The sequence below is a fragment of the Desulfatitalea tepidiphila genome, from assembly GCF_001293685.1.
In the GTDB taxonomy this organism is placed as follows: Bacteria; Desulfobacterota; Desulfobacteria; order Desulfobacterales; family Desulfosarcinaceae; genus Desulfatitalea; species Desulfatitalea tepidiphila.
In genome coordinates this window covers 90,750-105,265 of sequence record NZ_BCAG01000006.1, presented here as the reverse complement: position 1 = coordinate 105,265, position 14,516 = coordinate 90,750, and the positions used below count along the sequence as shown (strand labels likewise).

Annotated in this window: 15 protein-coding genes; 1 reads left to right on the top strand and 14 read right to left on the bottom strand. The window is 54.9% G+C overall.

Translation table 11 applies throughout. The features are described 5' to 3' along the window. Nucleotides 1-200: 200 nt before the first annotated feature. The 4 genes from DFT_RS20365 to DFT_RS20350 all read right to left on the bottom strand — a co-directional run bounded on the left by DFT_RS20365 (nucleotide 201) and on the right by DFT_RS20350 (nucleotide 3,511). Nucleotides 201-464: an oxidoreductase dimerization domain-containing protein gene (locus tag DFT_RS20365; RefSeq protein WP_054033082.1), complete on the bottom strand. Its 264-nt coding sequence runs from the start codon at nucleotides 462-464 to the stop codon at nucleotides 201-203. Between the two features lie 140 nt (nucleotides 465-604). Further along, nucleotides 605-2,038 (bottom strand): FAD-binding oxidoreductase, encoded by a 1,434-nt coding sequence (locus DFT_RS20360; RefSeq protein ID WP_054033081.1) that lies wholly within the window; start codon nucleotides 2,036-2,038, stop codon nucleotides 605-607. A 107-nt stretch (nucleotides 2,039-2,145) separates the two neighbouring features. Beyond that, complete coding sequence (locus tag DFT_RS20355) at nucleotides 2,146-2,880, bottom strand: anti-sigma factor (protein ID WP_054033080.1); 735 nt, start codon at nucleotides 2,878-2,880, stop codon at nucleotides 2,146-2,148. 64 nt (nucleotides 2,881-2,944) lie between these two features. Then, nucleotides 2,945-3,511, bottom strand: coding sequence for an RNA polymerase sigma factor (locus tag DFT_RS20350; RefSeq protein ID WP_054033079.1), 567 nt, complete (start codon nucleotides 3,509-3,511; stop codon nucleotides 2,945-2,947). A gap of 158 nt (nucleotides 3,512-3,669) precedes the next feature. Between DFT_RS20350 and DFT_RS20345 the strand changes: the two genes are divergently transcribed. Next, the gene (locus DFT_RS20345; protein WP_054033078.1) at nucleotides 3,670-4,089 is read left to right on the top strand and encodes a COG4315 family predicted lipoprotein; all 420 of its coding nucleotides are present in this window, start codon (nucleotides 3,670-3,672) and stop codon (nucleotides 4,087-4,089) included. Nucleotides 4,090-4,122: 33 nt separating this feature from the next. On the opposite strand, the gene DFT_RS20340 is transcribed toward DFT_RS20345, so the two are convergent. The 10 genes from DFT_RS20340 to DFT_RS20290 form a co-directional block, all read right to left on the bottom strand. After that, the gene (locus DFT_RS20340; RefSeq protein WP_054033077.1) at nucleotides 4,123-5,253 is read right to left on the bottom strand and encodes a M20 family metallopeptidase; all 1,131 of its coding nucleotides are present in this window, start codon (nucleotides 5,251-5,253) and stop codon (nucleotides 4,123-4,125) included. 102 nt (nucleotides 5,254-5,355) lie between these two features. After that, nucleotides 5,356-6,075 (bottom strand): ABC transporter ATP-binding protein, encoded by a 720-nt coding sequence (locus DFT_RS20335; RefSeq protein WP_054033076.1) that lies wholly within the window; start codon nucleotides 6,073-6,075, stop codon nucleotides 5,356-5,358. Beyond that, nucleotides 6,075-6,851 carry an ABC transporter ATP-binding protein gene (locus DFT_RS20330; protein ID WP_054033075.1) on the bottom strand — a complete coding sequence of 259 codons (777 nt, stop codon included), beginning with the start codon at nucleotides 6,849-6,851 and terminating at the stop codon, nucleotides 6,075-6,077. Before DFT_RS20330 ends, DFT_RS20335 begins: the two co-directional genes overlap by 1 nt. A 15-nt stretch (nucleotides 6,852-6,866) precedes the next feature. Continuing rightward, entirely contained in the window at nucleotides 6,867-8,039 is a 1,173-nt protein-coding gene (locus DFT_RS20325) for a branched-chain amino acid ABC transporter permease (protein WP_083453675.1), read from the bottom strand. Between the two features lie 4 nt (nucleotides 8,040-8,043). Then, nucleotides 8,044-8,964, bottom strand: coding sequence for a branched-chain amino acid ABC transporter permease (locus tag DFT_RS20320; protein ID WP_200907118.1), 921 nt, complete (start codon nucleotides 8,962-8,964; stop codon nucleotides 8,044-8,046). 175 nt (nucleotides 8,965-9,139) lie between these two features. After that, the gene (locus DFT_RS20315) at nucleotides 9,140-10,300 is read right to left on the bottom strand and encodes a branched-chain amino acid ABC transporter substrate-binding protein (RefSeq protein ID WP_054033074.1); all 1,161 of its coding nucleotides are present in this window, start codon (nucleotides 10,298-10,300) and stop codon (nucleotides 9,140-9,142) included. 391 nt (nucleotides 10,301-10,691) lie between these two features. Continuing rightward, nucleotides 10,692-12,116, bottom strand: coding sequence for an alpha/beta hydrolase domain-containing protein (locus DFT_RS20310; RefSeq protein WP_152972099.1), 1,425 nt, complete (start codon nucleotides 12,114-12,116; stop codon nucleotides 10,692-10,694). A gap of 570 nt (nucleotides 12,117-12,686) precedes the next feature. After that, nucleotides 12,687-13,097 (bottom strand): VOC family protein, encoded by a 411-nt coding sequence (locus tag DFT_RS20300; RefSeq protein ID WP_054033071.1) that lies wholly within the window; start codon nucleotides 13,095-13,097, stop codon nucleotides 12,687-12,689. Nucleotides 13,098-13,122: 25 nt separating this feature from the next. Next, complete coding sequence (locus DFT_RS20295) at nucleotides 13,123-13,911, bottom strand: glucose 1-dehydrogenase (protein WP_076750816.1); 789 nt, start codon at nucleotides 13,909-13,911, stop codon at nucleotides 13,123-13,125. Between the two features lie 101 nt (nucleotides 13,912-14,012). Continuing rightward, nucleotides 14,013-14,405 carry a universal stress protein gene (locus tag DFT_RS20290; RefSeq protein ID WP_054033070.1) on the bottom strand — a complete coding sequence of 131 codons (393 nt, stop codon included), beginning with the start codon at nucleotides 14,403-14,405 and terminating at the stop codon, nucleotides 14,013-14,015. Nucleotides 14,406-14,516: the final 111 nt, after the last annotated feature.

Genomic DNA, 14,516 nt, shown 5'->3' with positions numbered 1-14,516 from the left:
CTTAGCATAAGGCGGCGCATTGTCAAAGTTCGATCAGGTCCGGCACGGCCCCCGGGAGTGAGTCGTCGTGAGCCATCTGCCGGTAGGCCTCCTCCCTGGCCATGAACCGGTTATCGTTACAATCGTCGCAACGGTTTTTCATGGAGAAAAGATGTCCAGAGTCCGGGGCCACCCAGGCGGGTCTGTTCGGCCGGATGGATCTACCCGCGCATGGCAGCCGCCAGGTGGGTGGCGTTCCCCAGAAAAAGTTCGGCTGCTTCCGATTCGGTTTCCGACAGCGTGGGATGTGGATGGAGGGTCAGGGCAAGGTCTTCCGCCAGCGTGCCCATCTCGATGGCCAGCACGGCTTCGGCGATCAGGCTTTCGGCGTGGCGGCCGTCATAATCCAGAATGGACAGGAAGGTCACTTTCTCGGGTGGTGTGATCTCCGTTCGCGGCAGGAGCGGCTCCTTTGTCTCGGGCATGACGTTACAATAGTGTTGACCACAGACGATGGCAAGTTGCAGGGATCGGGATCAACGACTCTATCTGAATGCCATTCATTATACCCGGGCCAGGCCTAACGAATGGCGTAATGAATTGGGGGTGCTTTTCTGCAGCGGTATCACACGTTGACGATCTTCCCCGGATTGAGGATGTTGTTCGGGTCGATCGCCTTTTTTATGGCCCGCATCATGTTGATCTGCGTCGGACTCATCACCAGGTCGAGAAAATCCCTTCGTTTGTGTCCGATGCCATGTTCCCCGCTGATTGTTCCCCCGAGACGTGCCACAGCCCGGTAGATGTCAGCGAGAAGATGCGGCAGCATCGAATCCCAATGGGAATCGGATTGCTGCGGGCTCTTTACCGGCGTGGCGTGCAGATTGCCATCCGCCGCATGGCCATAGACCGGTATATGGACATGATACCTTTCTCCAATATGTTCCAGTTCGGTTAAGATATCGGGGAGCGCCGCTATGGGAAGTGAGATATCTTCTACGCTCTCTCGTGGAAAGCGGCGCCTTAGTGCCCATATGACGCGTTTGCGGATCTTCCAGAACGATTCCAGTTGAGATTCGCTGTCGGCCGGATACAAACCCACGACATGCTTTCCCCTGCACAGGGTTTCGATAATTTCCGCCTCACGCGCTACTTCGTTCGGGTGTCTGCCGTCCACCTCGAACAGCAACGCAGCCCGCGTGCGTTCATATGGAAAGTCGTGCTTCAACTCACGGGCGGCGAGCGAAAAGCAAACGCCATCCATGAACTCGACGGCGGAAGGTATCAGGCGCCCTTTGAGCATCACCTGGGAAATCATTTCAACGGCGCTTTTCACATTGTCGATCAGCACCAGTAATCCTTTTCGGTGGGTGGGTCTAGGCAGCAGTCGAATGAAAATTTTGGTAAATATGCCTAATGTGCCTTCGGAACCGACCATCAGTTGGATCAGATCGTAGCCGGTGACGTCCTTGACCCGTTTGCCGCCTGCCTGGAAGATTTCCCCGATCGGCGTGACAATTTCCAAGCCGTGAATGTAGCGTCCAGTCACGCCATATTTCACGGCGCGGCCTCCCCCGGCGTTTTCGGAAACGTTCCCGGCGATGAAACAGATCTCCTCGCTCATCGGATAACCAGGGAAAAAGAGGCCGGCCTCTTTCAGAGCAGCATCCAGGTGATTGGTGACCACACCGGGTTCAACGACAGCCATGAGATTGGCGCCGTCAATCTCAAGAATTCGGTTCATGCGATCAACGCATAGAACAATACCGCCGAAGATCGGGATGGCACCGCCTGACAAACCGCTGCCGCCCGCCCGCGGGGTCACCGGTATGCGCATTTCATTGGCAAGTCGCATAATGGCGGCCACCTGCTCTGTTGTGGATGGTGAAACCACCACCTCGGGGGGATGAGCGAATTGTCTTTCAGCCACCGCATCGTGGGAAAACCTCTCAAGTTGCCTGGCATCTCCAAATAGGACAGCCCCCTGGCCGCATATCTTCATGAGTGCAGTGACGATATCTGGTGTAACCGGGTTGTAATGCAAGTTGTTCGTTTTCATCATCACCCTCCTTGAGTTGGGGTGTTTTTCGCCTAAGATCCGAACGGCTGATTGAACCCCTCGACCGACCGGCATCCATTCCGCCTGAATAAGCATATATTATCAGCTTACAACTTAATTTTTGCACCCAGCATTTTCTTGCCGGTCGGCTCTGGACTGCCGCCAAAAGGCTCGACTGTGACCCCCAGGCCATCGAAATCTGTTAACGGACGATCGGCTGCAACCACTATTCCGGCCATACCCTCGTCAGAGACGGAAAATACGCCCCCGCTGACTCGGCGGCCATTTTTTATCAACCAAAGTTGATACTGGTACTGCGGCTGAAGCGGCTTCAAGGCGTCAACCATCAGCAGAGCCCGGGATTTGTCCGGGCTAAAAACAAGGATCCCGCTCGCGCCGGTCGCCTCTGCGGTGGCCTGCAGCCAAACCTGCCTGACATCTTCCAACCTGACATCGTCCAAATCGATAATTGCGCTACGATCGATCCGCTGCCACAAGAGCAAGGTGGACAGGCCCAGAACAATGACAAAAATGAGACCTGACAGGGCGCTGGCCGTCATCGCTCGAGGCCAGGCGGCGACCCTTCTTTGCAGCCAGCTGACCGATCTTGGAGTGGAGCGCTCCACACCCAAGTGTGCCAACAACCGGCGCCTTATGCTTTCCGGCGGGCGGACCGGCGGGGATCCGAACGCCAACTGGTCGGCGGTATTTTGAAAGAGGATCAACTTTTCCCGGCAGTCCGTACAAGCCCTCAGGTGGTGAAGGACTATTTCGCGTTCCCTGTCTTCCAGAGATCCCAGAGCATATGCCGGCAGTAAATCAACCGGATGGTGGTTGCTCATTCCTAATTCCTTTTGTCGTGTTGACGCTTCTCATAATTGTACGCAGCGGGTGCGGTTTTGGATGTCAAATTTTTCGATTCAAGACTGCGCGCAAGTGCTGCATTGCACTGCGGATTTGCGTTTTCACCGTCCCCAGCGGCCGGTTGAGCATGTCAGAGATCATGCGGTGTGAATACCCTTTAAAATACGCCAAAGACAAAGCTTCCTGTTGATCGGTCGGCAAGGATGCAATTGCCGCCCGCACCTGGAGCTGCATCTCTTCGAGTTCGAGGTGGGCCGCCACATGATCTGGATCTTCTGAATCGGCCGACTGAAGGTCCGCCCATTCTGGAACTTTCGGGACGGATCGGATGCGTTGACGACGCAGTTCGTCAATGGCGCGGTTACGTGCGACGCGTGTCATCCAGGTTTTGACCGATGCCCTACCGGCGTCAAAAGCGCCGGCGTGCCGCCAGATTTGCGAGAAGACATCGATCAGCACATCTTCAGCCACCGAGTGGTCGTCGACGATATGCAGCGCAAGACCGAAGATAATGTCCTTATAACAGTCATATAGGTCCTCGAAGGCCTGCTCATCACCTTGGGCGATCAAGGTCATCAATTCGGCCTCGGAACGGTTTTGGCGTGTCATCAAAAGGCCTCCTGATTCAGCTGTTTTTGAAAAAATAGGAGGTGGGAATACATCCAAAAGGGGCTGTCCTGCGTATATATTCCTAAAAAGCCCAAGCGTCATCAAAAACCGAGGCTCGTGACCGATTCGCCGCCACCTCGGACCGAAAGGAGAAACCTATGAAAAAAATAATCCTCATCCTGTTGGGCATCATCCTGCTGTCAGCTTCGGCCGGTCCAGCCGCAGCCGACCATCATGCCGTAAAAATAGCTGCCAGGGACGGCATTGGCCAATATCTGACGGATGCCAAGGGAATGACCCTGTACTGGTTCAAAATGGACGGTAAAAACCAAAGCGCCTGCACAGGCGACTGCCTTGAAAAATGGCCGGTCTATTTTCGTGAGGGTATCGCCGCCCCTCCGGGCGTCGATACCAGTGACTTTGGGACGATCACCCGCGCCGACGGCAGAAAACAAACAACGTTTCGGTCTTTTCCGCTGTATTACTTCTTTAAGGACAAAGATCCTGGAGACACTTTCGGGCAGGGGGTCAAAAATGTCTGGTATGTGATCGATCCGGCCTCGTTTCCCCCCAAGTAACAGAGAAAGCTTCGCGTATCGATGCCTGCAAACTCATGACGCAAGCCAGTCTTCAGCAATCGCCCGATAAAATGCCACGGAGTGAAGAATCTTTTCGAGATCGCAGTATTCATTGGTCTGATGGGCCTGAAACGGTTCGCCCGGACCAAAAATCAGAGTGGGCGGGTTTTTCAGTGCGGACGTCAGGACAGAAGCATCTGTGAAATAATTGACATAGCCCGGATCCGGCCTATGGCCTTGAAGCTTCTCCAAAATTTCAAAAATACGGGCGATCCAGGGATCGGCCGCCGATGTTAATATTCCCGGCAGGTCGATCAGGCGCTCCACCTCAATATCCGAGCCAATGTGTCGCTTGATGTCCTCAAGAAGACGCGGGTGTTCTATGCCCGGGACGCTGCGGAGATCGACTCGAAACCTGGCCGAATCGGGCACCATGTTAATCTTGGAGCCGCCGACGAAGGTTCCCACATTCAATGTGGGCTTGCCCAGTTGAGGGTGGGCCGGCGCCGAGGAAAAGAAATGCTCGAGGCTGGCCGCGGCCCGTGCAGCCTTGTAGATGGCATTTTCGCCAAGATCCGGCATGGAGCCATGCGCTGATTTGCCCCTTGCCCTACATTCCAGCCACAGGGCGCCTTTATGGCCTAGAAAAGGTCGGTTGCCGGTGGGTTCCGCCACCACAAGTGCACCAGCCTCGCTTGGCAGAGCACCGCTTTTCTCCATCTGCAAGGCGCCCTCGCAGCCGGTTTCCTCCCCTGCGGTGAATACGAAAACTGCGCCGCCCCGTCCTCTGGGTGCTTCAGATAGATGAAGGGCCGTGACGGCCATGGCCGCGACGCCGCTTTTCATGTCGCTGGCGCCCCTTCCCCAAATGCGTCCGTTCTTGATCTCGGCATCGTGAGGCGGGCTGTCCCATGGCATATCGCCTATGGGTACGGTATCCAAATGACCTGTGAAAACCAGGGGCAATTTCGAGGTGCTTCCGGGAACGACGGCAATGAGACCCGTCCTGTTTTCACCCAAACGGGGATATGAGACCTGGAGTCCCGCTTCTTCCAGAAGCCGGCCGAGAAGGCGTGCTGCAGGCTCTTCGTTTCCGGGTGGATTGATGGTATCCATGCGGACAAGGATCTGGGTCAGCTCGACCGGATCGGGTATAGGTGTCATATTTTCTTCCCTCAGCGGATGGTTTCACTGTTCATGACTTGATCTTATCGGAATACGGTTGATGCTGCGGCCAACCGGCGGCCGTGTCTGGTTGCAAGTATGTTATCCGAAATAGGCCTGCTGAACCTCTATATTGTCGCGAAGGGTTTTGGCATCGCCTTGGGCCACGACCCTGCCTTTGGAGAGCACGTACCCGTAGTCTGAAATGGCCAATGTCTGCCGCACGTTCTGTTCCACCAGAAAAACCGTGATATTCTGCTTTCTAATGTCCTCAATGATACGGAAGTTCTCCTTCACCAGCAAGGGCGAAAGCCCAAGGGAGGGCTCGTCGATGATCAGCAGTTTCGGCGCACCCATCAGACCGCGACCGATGGATACCATGGCCTGTTCTCCCCCCGACATGGTGCCGGCGAGCTGGGTCGCGCGTTGCTCAAGACGGGGAAAAAGCTCATAAACTTTTCGCAGACGCGTCAGCAGCACCTCCTTATCGTCTTCCTGATATCCCCCCAAGCGCAGATTCTCTTCCACGGTCAACCCGGGAAAGACCTTGCGGCCTTCGGGAATAGAGGCCAGCCCCTGACGCACGATTTTGTGGGTGGGCAGGTGCGTGATATCGGTGCCGTGGAAGAAAATATGCCCGGCCCGGGGAGGTGTCAGTCCCAGGATGGACCGGATGACGGTGGTCTTTCCCGACCCGTTGTTTCCCAGAAGGCAGGTAATCGAACCCTCGGGAACCTCGAGGGAAAGGTTTTCAATGACATCGGCCCGGTCATATGCGGTATAAATCCCCCGAACGCTCAATGCGGATAGGCTTTTTCCCATCAATCCACCCCCAGGTAGGCCTGCTGGACCTCGGGATCGGAGGCAACCTGCTGGTAGGTTCCCTCGCAAATTTTCTGACCGAAATTGAGCACCGCGCAGCGATCGGTAATGCGTTCCATGACGGACATCTCGTGTTCGATGATGATGATGGTCAGATCCTCGATTTTCTCTTTGATATGAAGGATATCGTCGATCAGCCGGTGGGTTTCTTCATGGGTCATTCCGGCCGAGGGTTCATCCAGTAGCAGTAGTTTCGGATTGGAGATCAGGGCACGACAGATTTCGATGCGGCGGCGCGATATCATGGGCAGATTGACCACGGGCTCGAAGATGCGATCCGCCAGATCGGGATCGAAAATGGTAATCAGCTCCTTGGATTTGTCCAGGAGCTGTCGGCACTGGGCCGCCAGGGCCCGCCTTCTGAAAAGGTTGAAAAAGAGGCCGTTTTCAAGTTGGCTGTGATCTCCTAGTATGATGTTGTCCAGAATGCTCAAGGGTAAAAGCAGGCGTGAGCGCTGAAATGTACGCGCTACTCCGGTCCGGTAGACTTTCTGAGGAGAAAAGTTGGTGATCTCTTTATTTTCGAACACCACCTTCCCGGACGTCGCCTGATAGATGCCGGTGACCACATTGAAAAAAGTGGTCTTGCCTGAGCCGTTGGGTCCGATCAGGCCAAGGATCCGGTTCCGTTGTACGGAAAGGTTTAGATCCACCAGGGCGGTCACGCCGCCGAAGGTTTTTCCGAGATTCGAGATGCTCAGCAACGGGTTATGCAATGTAAATCCTTCGTTTCAACTTTTGCCGAGAAGCGATTTCAGTGTTCTGTAGCTGCGCAGGGGGCGCGGCAGAAGGCCCTGGGGCCGAAACAGCAGGATGGCGATTACCAGGGCGGAAAACAATAGAAAGCGATACTCTTGCAGGACCTGGAACTTTTCTGGGATGATGATGACGATGCCTGTCGCGACCACCGTTCCCCACATGGAACCCAGTCCGCCCAGGATCACGATGGACAGAAGGATCAGCGAGTCTCCGAACGTGAAGTTGGTGGGCGCGATGTACCCGAGCATCATGGCGTAGAAAGCACCCGCCACCCCACAGTAGAAGTTGCCGATGGTAAAGGCTGTAATCTTCCACCGGGGTATGGACTGGCCGAAACAGGCGCTCACCGTCTCGTCCAGGCGCACGGCATCCATGTTGAGCCCGACCCAGGAGTCCTCCATGCGCCGCGCCATGATGAACCCCAAAACGACCAGCAGCAGAATCACGGCGATGTAGCCCAGGTAGAATGATCCTTCGAAAGAACCGATAGCGATATCCTGACCGACGTCCCACCCGAACAGGTTCAGCCCGGCGGCCTTCAACCCCTGAGGCCCACCGAGGGTGTCGTTGACTTCCAGAAATGTTTTGAACAGCAGCGCAAAGGCAATCGTCACCAGCGCCGCGTAATGGCCCCTGGTCTTGAGAACCGGTATCAAGATGACAAAGCCCAGGAGAGCCGCCATCAAGCCTCCCATCAAAATAACCAGCAGGTGGGGCACCGCCGTATGTCCGGTCAGAACTGCGGCGGTATAACATCCGACCCCGAAGAAAGAGGCCCCCGCAAAGTTCATGACGCCCACGAACCCGAATTGAATGTTCAGGCCCAGACAGGTGAGCACATTTACCAGGACCGTACCCAGGAGAAAAAGCACAAACGGGTCATCGTAGAAGTAGAGGGATACCGCAACGACTGCGACCACCACAGCTATGGAAAAAGCGCCCTGGTGGTCCCTGGCGCTCTGTCCGATGGCATCCAGGATTCGCCAATACTTGAACGCCGCTAATCCGAGAACCGCCCCCACAAGGAGTCCGAAGACCATCATCTGAGACTCGCCCGAAAGAAAGAACACCATGTAAACAGCGCCGCACAGGACGGCTGCGGCAGAGGGGATAAAAGAAGAAGGTTTTTTCGACGGCTCGGGCATCTGTTTATACTCTTTCCGTTTCTTTTTCGCCCAGAATGCCGGTCGGTTTGATGGCAATCAGGACGATGACCATGCCAAAGGCGAACACATCCTTGTAGGCACTGGCAAAAGGCAGCGCTGCAGCCCCAATGGATTGAAGCATGGCGAAGAGAAATCCCCCGACAATGGCGCCGTAGATATTGCCGAACCCCCCCACTGCGGCAGCGCTGAAACCGATGGCTCCCAACAGCAGCCCCATATTGAAGCTCAATTCGTTGTAGTACAAGACATAGATGACGCCGGCAAAAGCCGCCAGGGCGGAGCCGATGGCAAAGGTGACATACACCACCATATTGAAGTTGATTCCCATGACCCTCGCGGTTTCCTCGTCCTGACTGACCGCACGAATGGCCATCCCCAGTTTGGTGCGCTTGATGATCATCTGTACCAGCACGATCATCAAAATGCCGGTGATCAGCATGAGCACATTGTCGAACCGCAATGTGAAATGCCCCCAGGAATGGCTCCAGTCGGGCAAAAGCGCCGGGAAGTGCTTGGGATTGGCCCCGTCCGGATAGAACAGGCGGATCGACTCTCGAAGAACGGTTCCCAACATCAGGGTGATCAGGAGGGTGTTCAGCGGCGGCGCACCTTTGAGGGGAAGGATCAACGCCTTGGCGATGACGGCGCCCAGGAATCCGATGGCCGCCATGGCCACCAGGGCGACGGACACCAACATGAAAGCAGGAGAGGTCAGGCCGATCATCGTAAGACCGAGGTAAACCGAAAAGGCCGTGAAAACGCCCCAGGTGAGCATATCGCCGTGGGAAAACTTGATGACATCCAGCACACCGAAAAAAAGGGTGAACCCTACGGCGACCAGGGAATAAATCAACCCCAGCATCAATCCGTTTACAGTATGCTGAGCGATCAGGGCAATGTCCATTGGGGCATATCCATGTGTCAGTCGGAATCTCTCGAAAGGATCGCGCTGGGGAGTCATTGATCAGAGCCCTGCATCGGGCAGAACAGACGACCCGCCGGGGTCAGCACGCGCTCGGTTTTGCGGACAGGGGACAAAACGGGTGAAGCGGACCAGAAAGCCGCTTCACCCGCGTTGATCAGCGTCTTTTCAGCTGGCGTTTTCCGGAAGCATATTCGGAATTCTGCCACGGCACCCACTTGCCGTCCTGGACGATGTACTTGGTAATGGCCGGAGAGATGTTCTGGCCATGGTCGTCGAAGGTGACTGAGCCGACGATGGATTTATATTCCTTGATATTTTCCATGCGTTTCACCACCGCCTTGCGGTTCGGTCCGACCTCTTCGATGGTATCCAGAATCAGGTGCATGGCGGCGAAGGCAAAGGGACCGAAGGCATCAGGTGCTTCATCGTAGCCCGCTTTGGTGTATTCTTCCATGAACCATTGGCCGCCGGGGAGATTCTCGACAGGCTCGCCTTCCCTGAAGGCGATGGTCCCTTCGGCAAGGTCGCCCGTTCCGGTGACATAGGCATCGGAAATGATGCCTGAGCAACTCTGAAACTGGCTGGTGATGCCCAGTTTTTCCATTTGCAGTCGGATCCTGACACCCAGCGGCGTCAGGCCGCCGAACCAGATAACGTCCGGGTCGAGTTTTTTGGCCTGGGTCAATTCGGCCGTAAAATCCTGTTGATCGGCCGTGACGCCGAAACTGCCGAGGATTTCTCCGCCGTTTTCGGTCAGGTATTTGGAGAAGTACTCATTCATGCCCTTGCCGTAATCGGTGGTATCATAAAGATTCACCCAGGTCTTGTATCCGAGCTCCCTGACGAATTTGGCGGCCACCTCATTCTGATTGATCATCGTGCCGTTGATCCGGTGAATCTCTTTGTAGGTGTTTCCGTAGGTGATGTCGGGATGAACCGCACCCCAGACCACTATGGGTAAACCGAATTTGTGGTAAACGTCCACGCCGGCCAATGCTACTACAGAACAATAGTGCGCCGCAGCCGCGATGATCTTTTTGTCTGCGGACGCCTTGGTGGCCACCTGCACGCCCGAGTTGGGTTTGCACTCATCATCCAGGACCACCAGCTCATACTCATATTTGGATTTCGGGTCCGCGTTTCTCAGCCGGACCGCGAGATCGGCCGAGTTCCTGCCCCCCACGCCGATAGCGGAAACCCCACCGGTCAGGGGACCGATGAAGGCCACCTGCACTTTGTCCTTTGCCCAAACCGGTCCGGCCACGACAATCAGAAGCAACCACAGGGTGAGACTTGTCCACGTTTTCATTTTCATGCAGGTTTCCTCCCGTTGATCGATACACACTGTTTTCCCATTACCGATTCTATAGCGATTTACAGGTCGGTAGGTGTTTTTCAAAACCGCTGCCTTTTACCAACAAGGTCGGGTCGATACCATGAGCCCATTTTTAGGTGAAAGCTTGGGCACCTGTTTTCGATTGAGCCTACATGTCAAAAAGGTGCTCGCGTGTCAATAACCAGCTCGATGGCAGGAGGCGCTCCCGAGGTGCAACACATTGAGCCCTGCGATGGCACACAGAAACCAGACAGGTTGCGATAGACGAACCGATTAGGTTCGCCCAGTTGAAGAGGACAGATCGATTAACAAAGCCCTCCCCCTGCACCGGGAGAGGGCTCTTGATTACGCCAAATCAAACAAATACCGTTTAGCGACGGCGCCACTTCCCGATGTCGGATTGGGCGGCCGCTTTTTTCGTCTCTTTTGCATCGAAAGCTACGATGTAGCCATTGGCAAGGTTATAATTCACCTGCTGGACCACCTGAGAGACATAGCTGCCATGATTCGGATACAGGCTTTTTAAAGTGGCCTCATCGAACGGCTCGTAGGAGCCGAAAAGCCGGCAGAAGCCAGGCCCGCCGTTGACCCCGGTGTTGGTGGCCGTCGGCACTGCATGTTGCGACAGTTGGATGCCGCCAAGGCCGTTTCCGTATACGTCTCTGAGCACCTCGACCGGCGAAGTAGAAATAACCTCCATCAGCGGAGCCGTAGGCGGCTCCATACCCTCACCAATCCAGAGCGCCAGGTGATCGAAGGCTGCATTGACGACATGTTTCGTAGGAATATGGCTCAGGGCGGGGCGGGTACATGCTGTGGTGTCCGCTATCGGCAAGCCGTCGCGAACGAGGAGTTCACCTCGCAAATTGGGGTCGGAAAAACCGACATGAGATGCTCCAGCGACCTCGTAGGTGCGCAGGTGATCCGAGTCCGGCTGTCGTGCAAAATACTCTCCGAGAAAAAGGATGTCATTCTCAGTGTTGACCTTGATCACTTTGGTGTCGAGGTCGGTGCGAAGTAGCCTTCCCACGCCGAGATACAGCAAGAAACCGTCGTACAGGTTCACCGATGGGTGGACCGAGTTGTGATACCAGACGAGAAAGTACTGGGACTGTGATGCGCCGGTTGCGAGCACCATGTCCGGCACCAGTTTGCCCAGCGGGTTCACGTCCTGGGGCTCCCAGATCGCCTTTGCCGCCTGGGACCAGATGTCGAACGACAGCGAGTCATCGGTAATCGTCCCACCGTCGGTCACATCAAGATCACCGTACCTCACCGGACTCCAGACCCGAAGGCCGGCCGTTGCCCCATGAATGCCCACCTGCTGAACCGACACGCCGACCCAGGCATAGCCTTCGCGCATTATGTGAGCATAGGAAGTCAGCCACAGGGCGTCCAGGTTGTATCCGCTGGTCACGTTCAGCCATTCGACCAGGACGATGCCGTTGAAGTCTTTTTGCTTGACCGGACGGCGCACAATCATGCGGGTTTTATAAGGATGGGATGAAAGAATCGCAGCCGCAGAGGTCGATGGCGGCATGGCGGGCCCGATCCGCGGCACGTCGTACCTGTCCGCGGTGCCTTCCATATAGAACTCTTCTTCCACATAGCCGTAGCTTGCAAGGTCGAGCTGCGTGGCCATTTGGGGGTAATCGTGTGACGGGTCCCCCAAAGGTACGGTCACTGGAATCGGGCCTGTCAGGATGGGGTTGGCGACTTCTGCCATCGCAGGCGCAACGACAATGGCAAGAATGAACATTGCAACAAAAGGTGCATGATGAAACTTGATTCTCATGTCGTCCTCCGATTGCCGTAAAGATCCGGCAGTTGTGGTTTAATGGAACTATCAATGTCTCGAATTAACTCATCACCTCCTCAATCAAAAAAGTATGTTTTCAAAAAAGGAGACAAGCGAGAACCCGGCGGAAAATGGATTTCCGGACCGGAGAATATTCCGGCCTGCCGCCCGTCGATATATATGAGGTTTTGGAGACAGAAGGTGCAAAGAAATAGGGGTGCGATGGCTGTCGTACAGTCCTGGTATGGGATTAAAAAATATCAGAGCCTTTGTCAAGACGAAACGTCGTTTGACAATGTCGAATATTCAAAATACGAGAATAAGTGTTGGTGCAAATTTTTTCGGTTTGGCAAAGGGGGGCCGCAATTCTTATGCAAACTTGGGGTATTCGGTGAGTCCCCATTAAACATCAGCCATGACGCGGAGGGAGCAAGAGGGGCCCGAGCGTTGTCCTGGAAGGATGCCTTTTACTACATCACCGCTCTGGTGATTTGGATGCTGGCGGGGCTCTGCCTTTTTCATTTGAAAAGTTCCATTCGCTGATATCAGCTTCAATCAGGTTAAGCGTCAAACTCTCATGCACATCAGTTCGAAGATCGCACCGCCAGGTCCGCCGGCATCCACATAAGCAAAGCGGCCTGGGTCGTGAATGAGCAGGTTGGCGCCGGCTTTGACCAGTTCAGCCACTTCAGCATCCACATCATCCACGTAAAAACCGATGTGATGGACGCCTTCGCCCCACTTGTCGAGGAACTTCGACTGAAATATTCTTCCTTCGATGCACTGGACCAGTTCAATTTCGGTGGGGCCCACGTTGGCAAACGCCATCCGGATTTTCCAAGGACGGGCTTTGACGTCCTTACCGCCGCTTTCGGCAAACCGCCAGGGGCCAAGCCCGTAAAGCCGCGACCAGGCCTCGGTCACCTTGTCAATGTCTGTCACGGCATAGCTGATATGGTCGATGGATTGAATCTTCATAGGGCCCTCCAGTGGGGGTGTGATGCTATTTCTTTTCCAGCCACGACGGTTCCCCGTGAACGCGTCCGCCGTCGATGACAATGGTTTCGCCTGTTATGTAGCTGCCGGCCTGGGAGGCCAGAAATACGACCACACCCCCCAATTCATCCGGCTCACCCAGGCGGAGCATGGGAATTTGGGAGACCGCCTTGGCATTGACCTGCGGGTCTTTCCACAGGGCCTCACTCAGCCGGGTCTTGATGATACCCGGCGCAAGCGCGTTGACCCGGATATTGTACTGGCCCCACTCCTTGGCCATCACCTGGGTCATCATGATGACGGCTGCTTTGCTGACGCAGTAAACGCCAAGATCGCCGGCCCTGATGCCACCGATGGAGGAGGTGTTGATGATGGAACCGCCTCCCTGCGTCTTCATGATCCTTGCAGCCATCTGGCTCAGAAAAAATAGGCTCTTGAGGTTCACGTTCATCGTGATGTCATAGGTCTTTTCATCCTGATCCATAATTTTGCCGAAGTATGGATTGGTGCCCGCATTGTTGACCAGAACGTCGATCCGGCCGAACTCCTTCATGACTTGGTCCATCAACGCACGGGAGTCTTCCATTTTGCCGACATGGGCTGCAATGGCCCTTCCTTTTACGCCCTTGGCCGCTATCTCCGCGGCGACAGGTTCAAGACCTTCGATTTTTCGACTGCTCACAACGACATGCGCCCCGGCATCGGCCATGGCCAAGGCGGCAGAACGCCCAATGCCTCGACTTCCTCCGGTAACGACGGCGACTTTACCATCAAGGGAGAACTGAGAGAGATCCATGATTCTTTCCTTTCGAGTGTGTATAAACGCGCTTATCCTGCCATCTTCATAGACCGTCGCGAGGCACAAACAGGCTCCATTGTGGTCAATTATTTCAATGCCTATTTTACCGTGACGACCGGGCAATGGGCGTTTAAAATCAGGTACTGGGCTGTGGAACCGAAAAACAACTTGCTCACCTTGGATCGCTTTCGAATTCCGATGATGATTTCATCGACCCCCTTTTCCCTAGCATAGAAGACCAAGTCCTCACCCGGCGTCATTCCGCGCACCAGTAGTTGCGTTTCGCATCCGATGCCTTCACTGGTCAATTTATCTTTTCCGCTTTTCAACCCGGTCTCGAGATTCTGAATATCTTTTTGCTCGTCTTCGGTCCTTTTCTCTAAGGAAGCCACTAAATATATCTTCGCTTTAAATGCATGGGCATACTTGATTGCTACATCCAACGCTGCTCTCGATCCATCGGAGCCATCGTAACAAACCATAATTTCCATAATCGCATCTCCTTAGAGTTTTATGAGGCCTGGCCGACCGCTTGAAATCTACAAGGAAATTTAACAAGTAAACAGCAACGGGTCGAGCCCCGTGGGCTGTTTGCATGCCTC

Bases quoted from the DNA above. Each gene is read 5' to 3' on its own strand.
- DFT_RS20365 (WP_054033082.1), bottom strand. From the start codon at position 464: ATGCCCGAGACAAAGGAGCCGCTCCTGCCGCGAACGGAGATCACACCA.
- DFT_RS20360 (WP_054033081.1), bottom strand. From the start codon at position 2,038: ATGAAAACGAACAACTTGCATTACAACCCGGTTACACCAGATATCGTC.
- DFT_RS20355 (WP_054033080.1), bottom strand. From the start codon at position 2,880: ATGAGCAACCACCATCCGGTTGATTTACTGCCGGCATATGCTCTGGGA.
- DFT_RS20350 (WP_054033079.1), bottom strand. From the start codon at position 3,511: ATGACACGCCAAAACCGTTCCGAGGCCGAATTGATGACCTTGATCGCC.
- DFT_RS20345 (WP_054033078.1), top strand. From the start codon at position 3,670: ATGAAAAAAATAATCCTCATCCTGTTGGGCATCATCCTGCTGTCAGCT.
- DFT_RS20340 (WP_054033077.1), bottom strand. From the start codon at position 5,253: ATGACACCTATACCCGATCCGGTCGAGCTGACCCAGATCCTTGTCCGC.
- DFT_RS20335 (WP_054033076.1), bottom strand. From the start codon at position 6,075: ATGGGAAAAAGCCTATCCGCATTGAGCGTTCGGGGGATTTATACCGCA.
- DFT_RS20325 (WP_083453675.1), bottom strand. From the start codon at position 8,039: ATGCCCGAGCCGTCGAAAAAACCTTCTTCTTTTATCCCCTCTGCCGCA.
- DFT_RS20320 (WP_200907118.1), bottom strand. From the start codon at position 8,964: ATGGACATTGCCCTGATCGCTCAGCATACTGTAAACGGATTGATGCTG.
- DFT_RS20315 (WP_054033074.1), bottom strand. From the start codon at position 10,300: ATGAAAATGAAAACGTGGACAAGTCTCACCCTGTGGTTGCTTCTGATT.
- DFT_RS20310 (WP_152972099.1), bottom strand. From the start codon at position 12,116: ATGAGAATCAAGTTTCATCATGCACCTTTTGTTGCAATGTTCATTCTT.
- DFT_RS20300 (WP_054033071.1), bottom strand. From the start codon at position 13,097: ATGAAGATTCAATCCATCGACCATATCAGCTATGCCGTGACAGACATT.
- DFT_RS20295 (WP_076750816.1), bottom strand. From the start codon at position 13,911: ATGGATCTCTCTCAGTTCTCCCTTGATGGTAAAGTCGCCGTCGTTACC.
- DFT_RS20290 (WP_054033070.1), bottom strand. From the start codon at position 14,405: ATGGAAATTATGGTTTGTTACGATGGCTCCGATGGATCGAGAGCAGCG.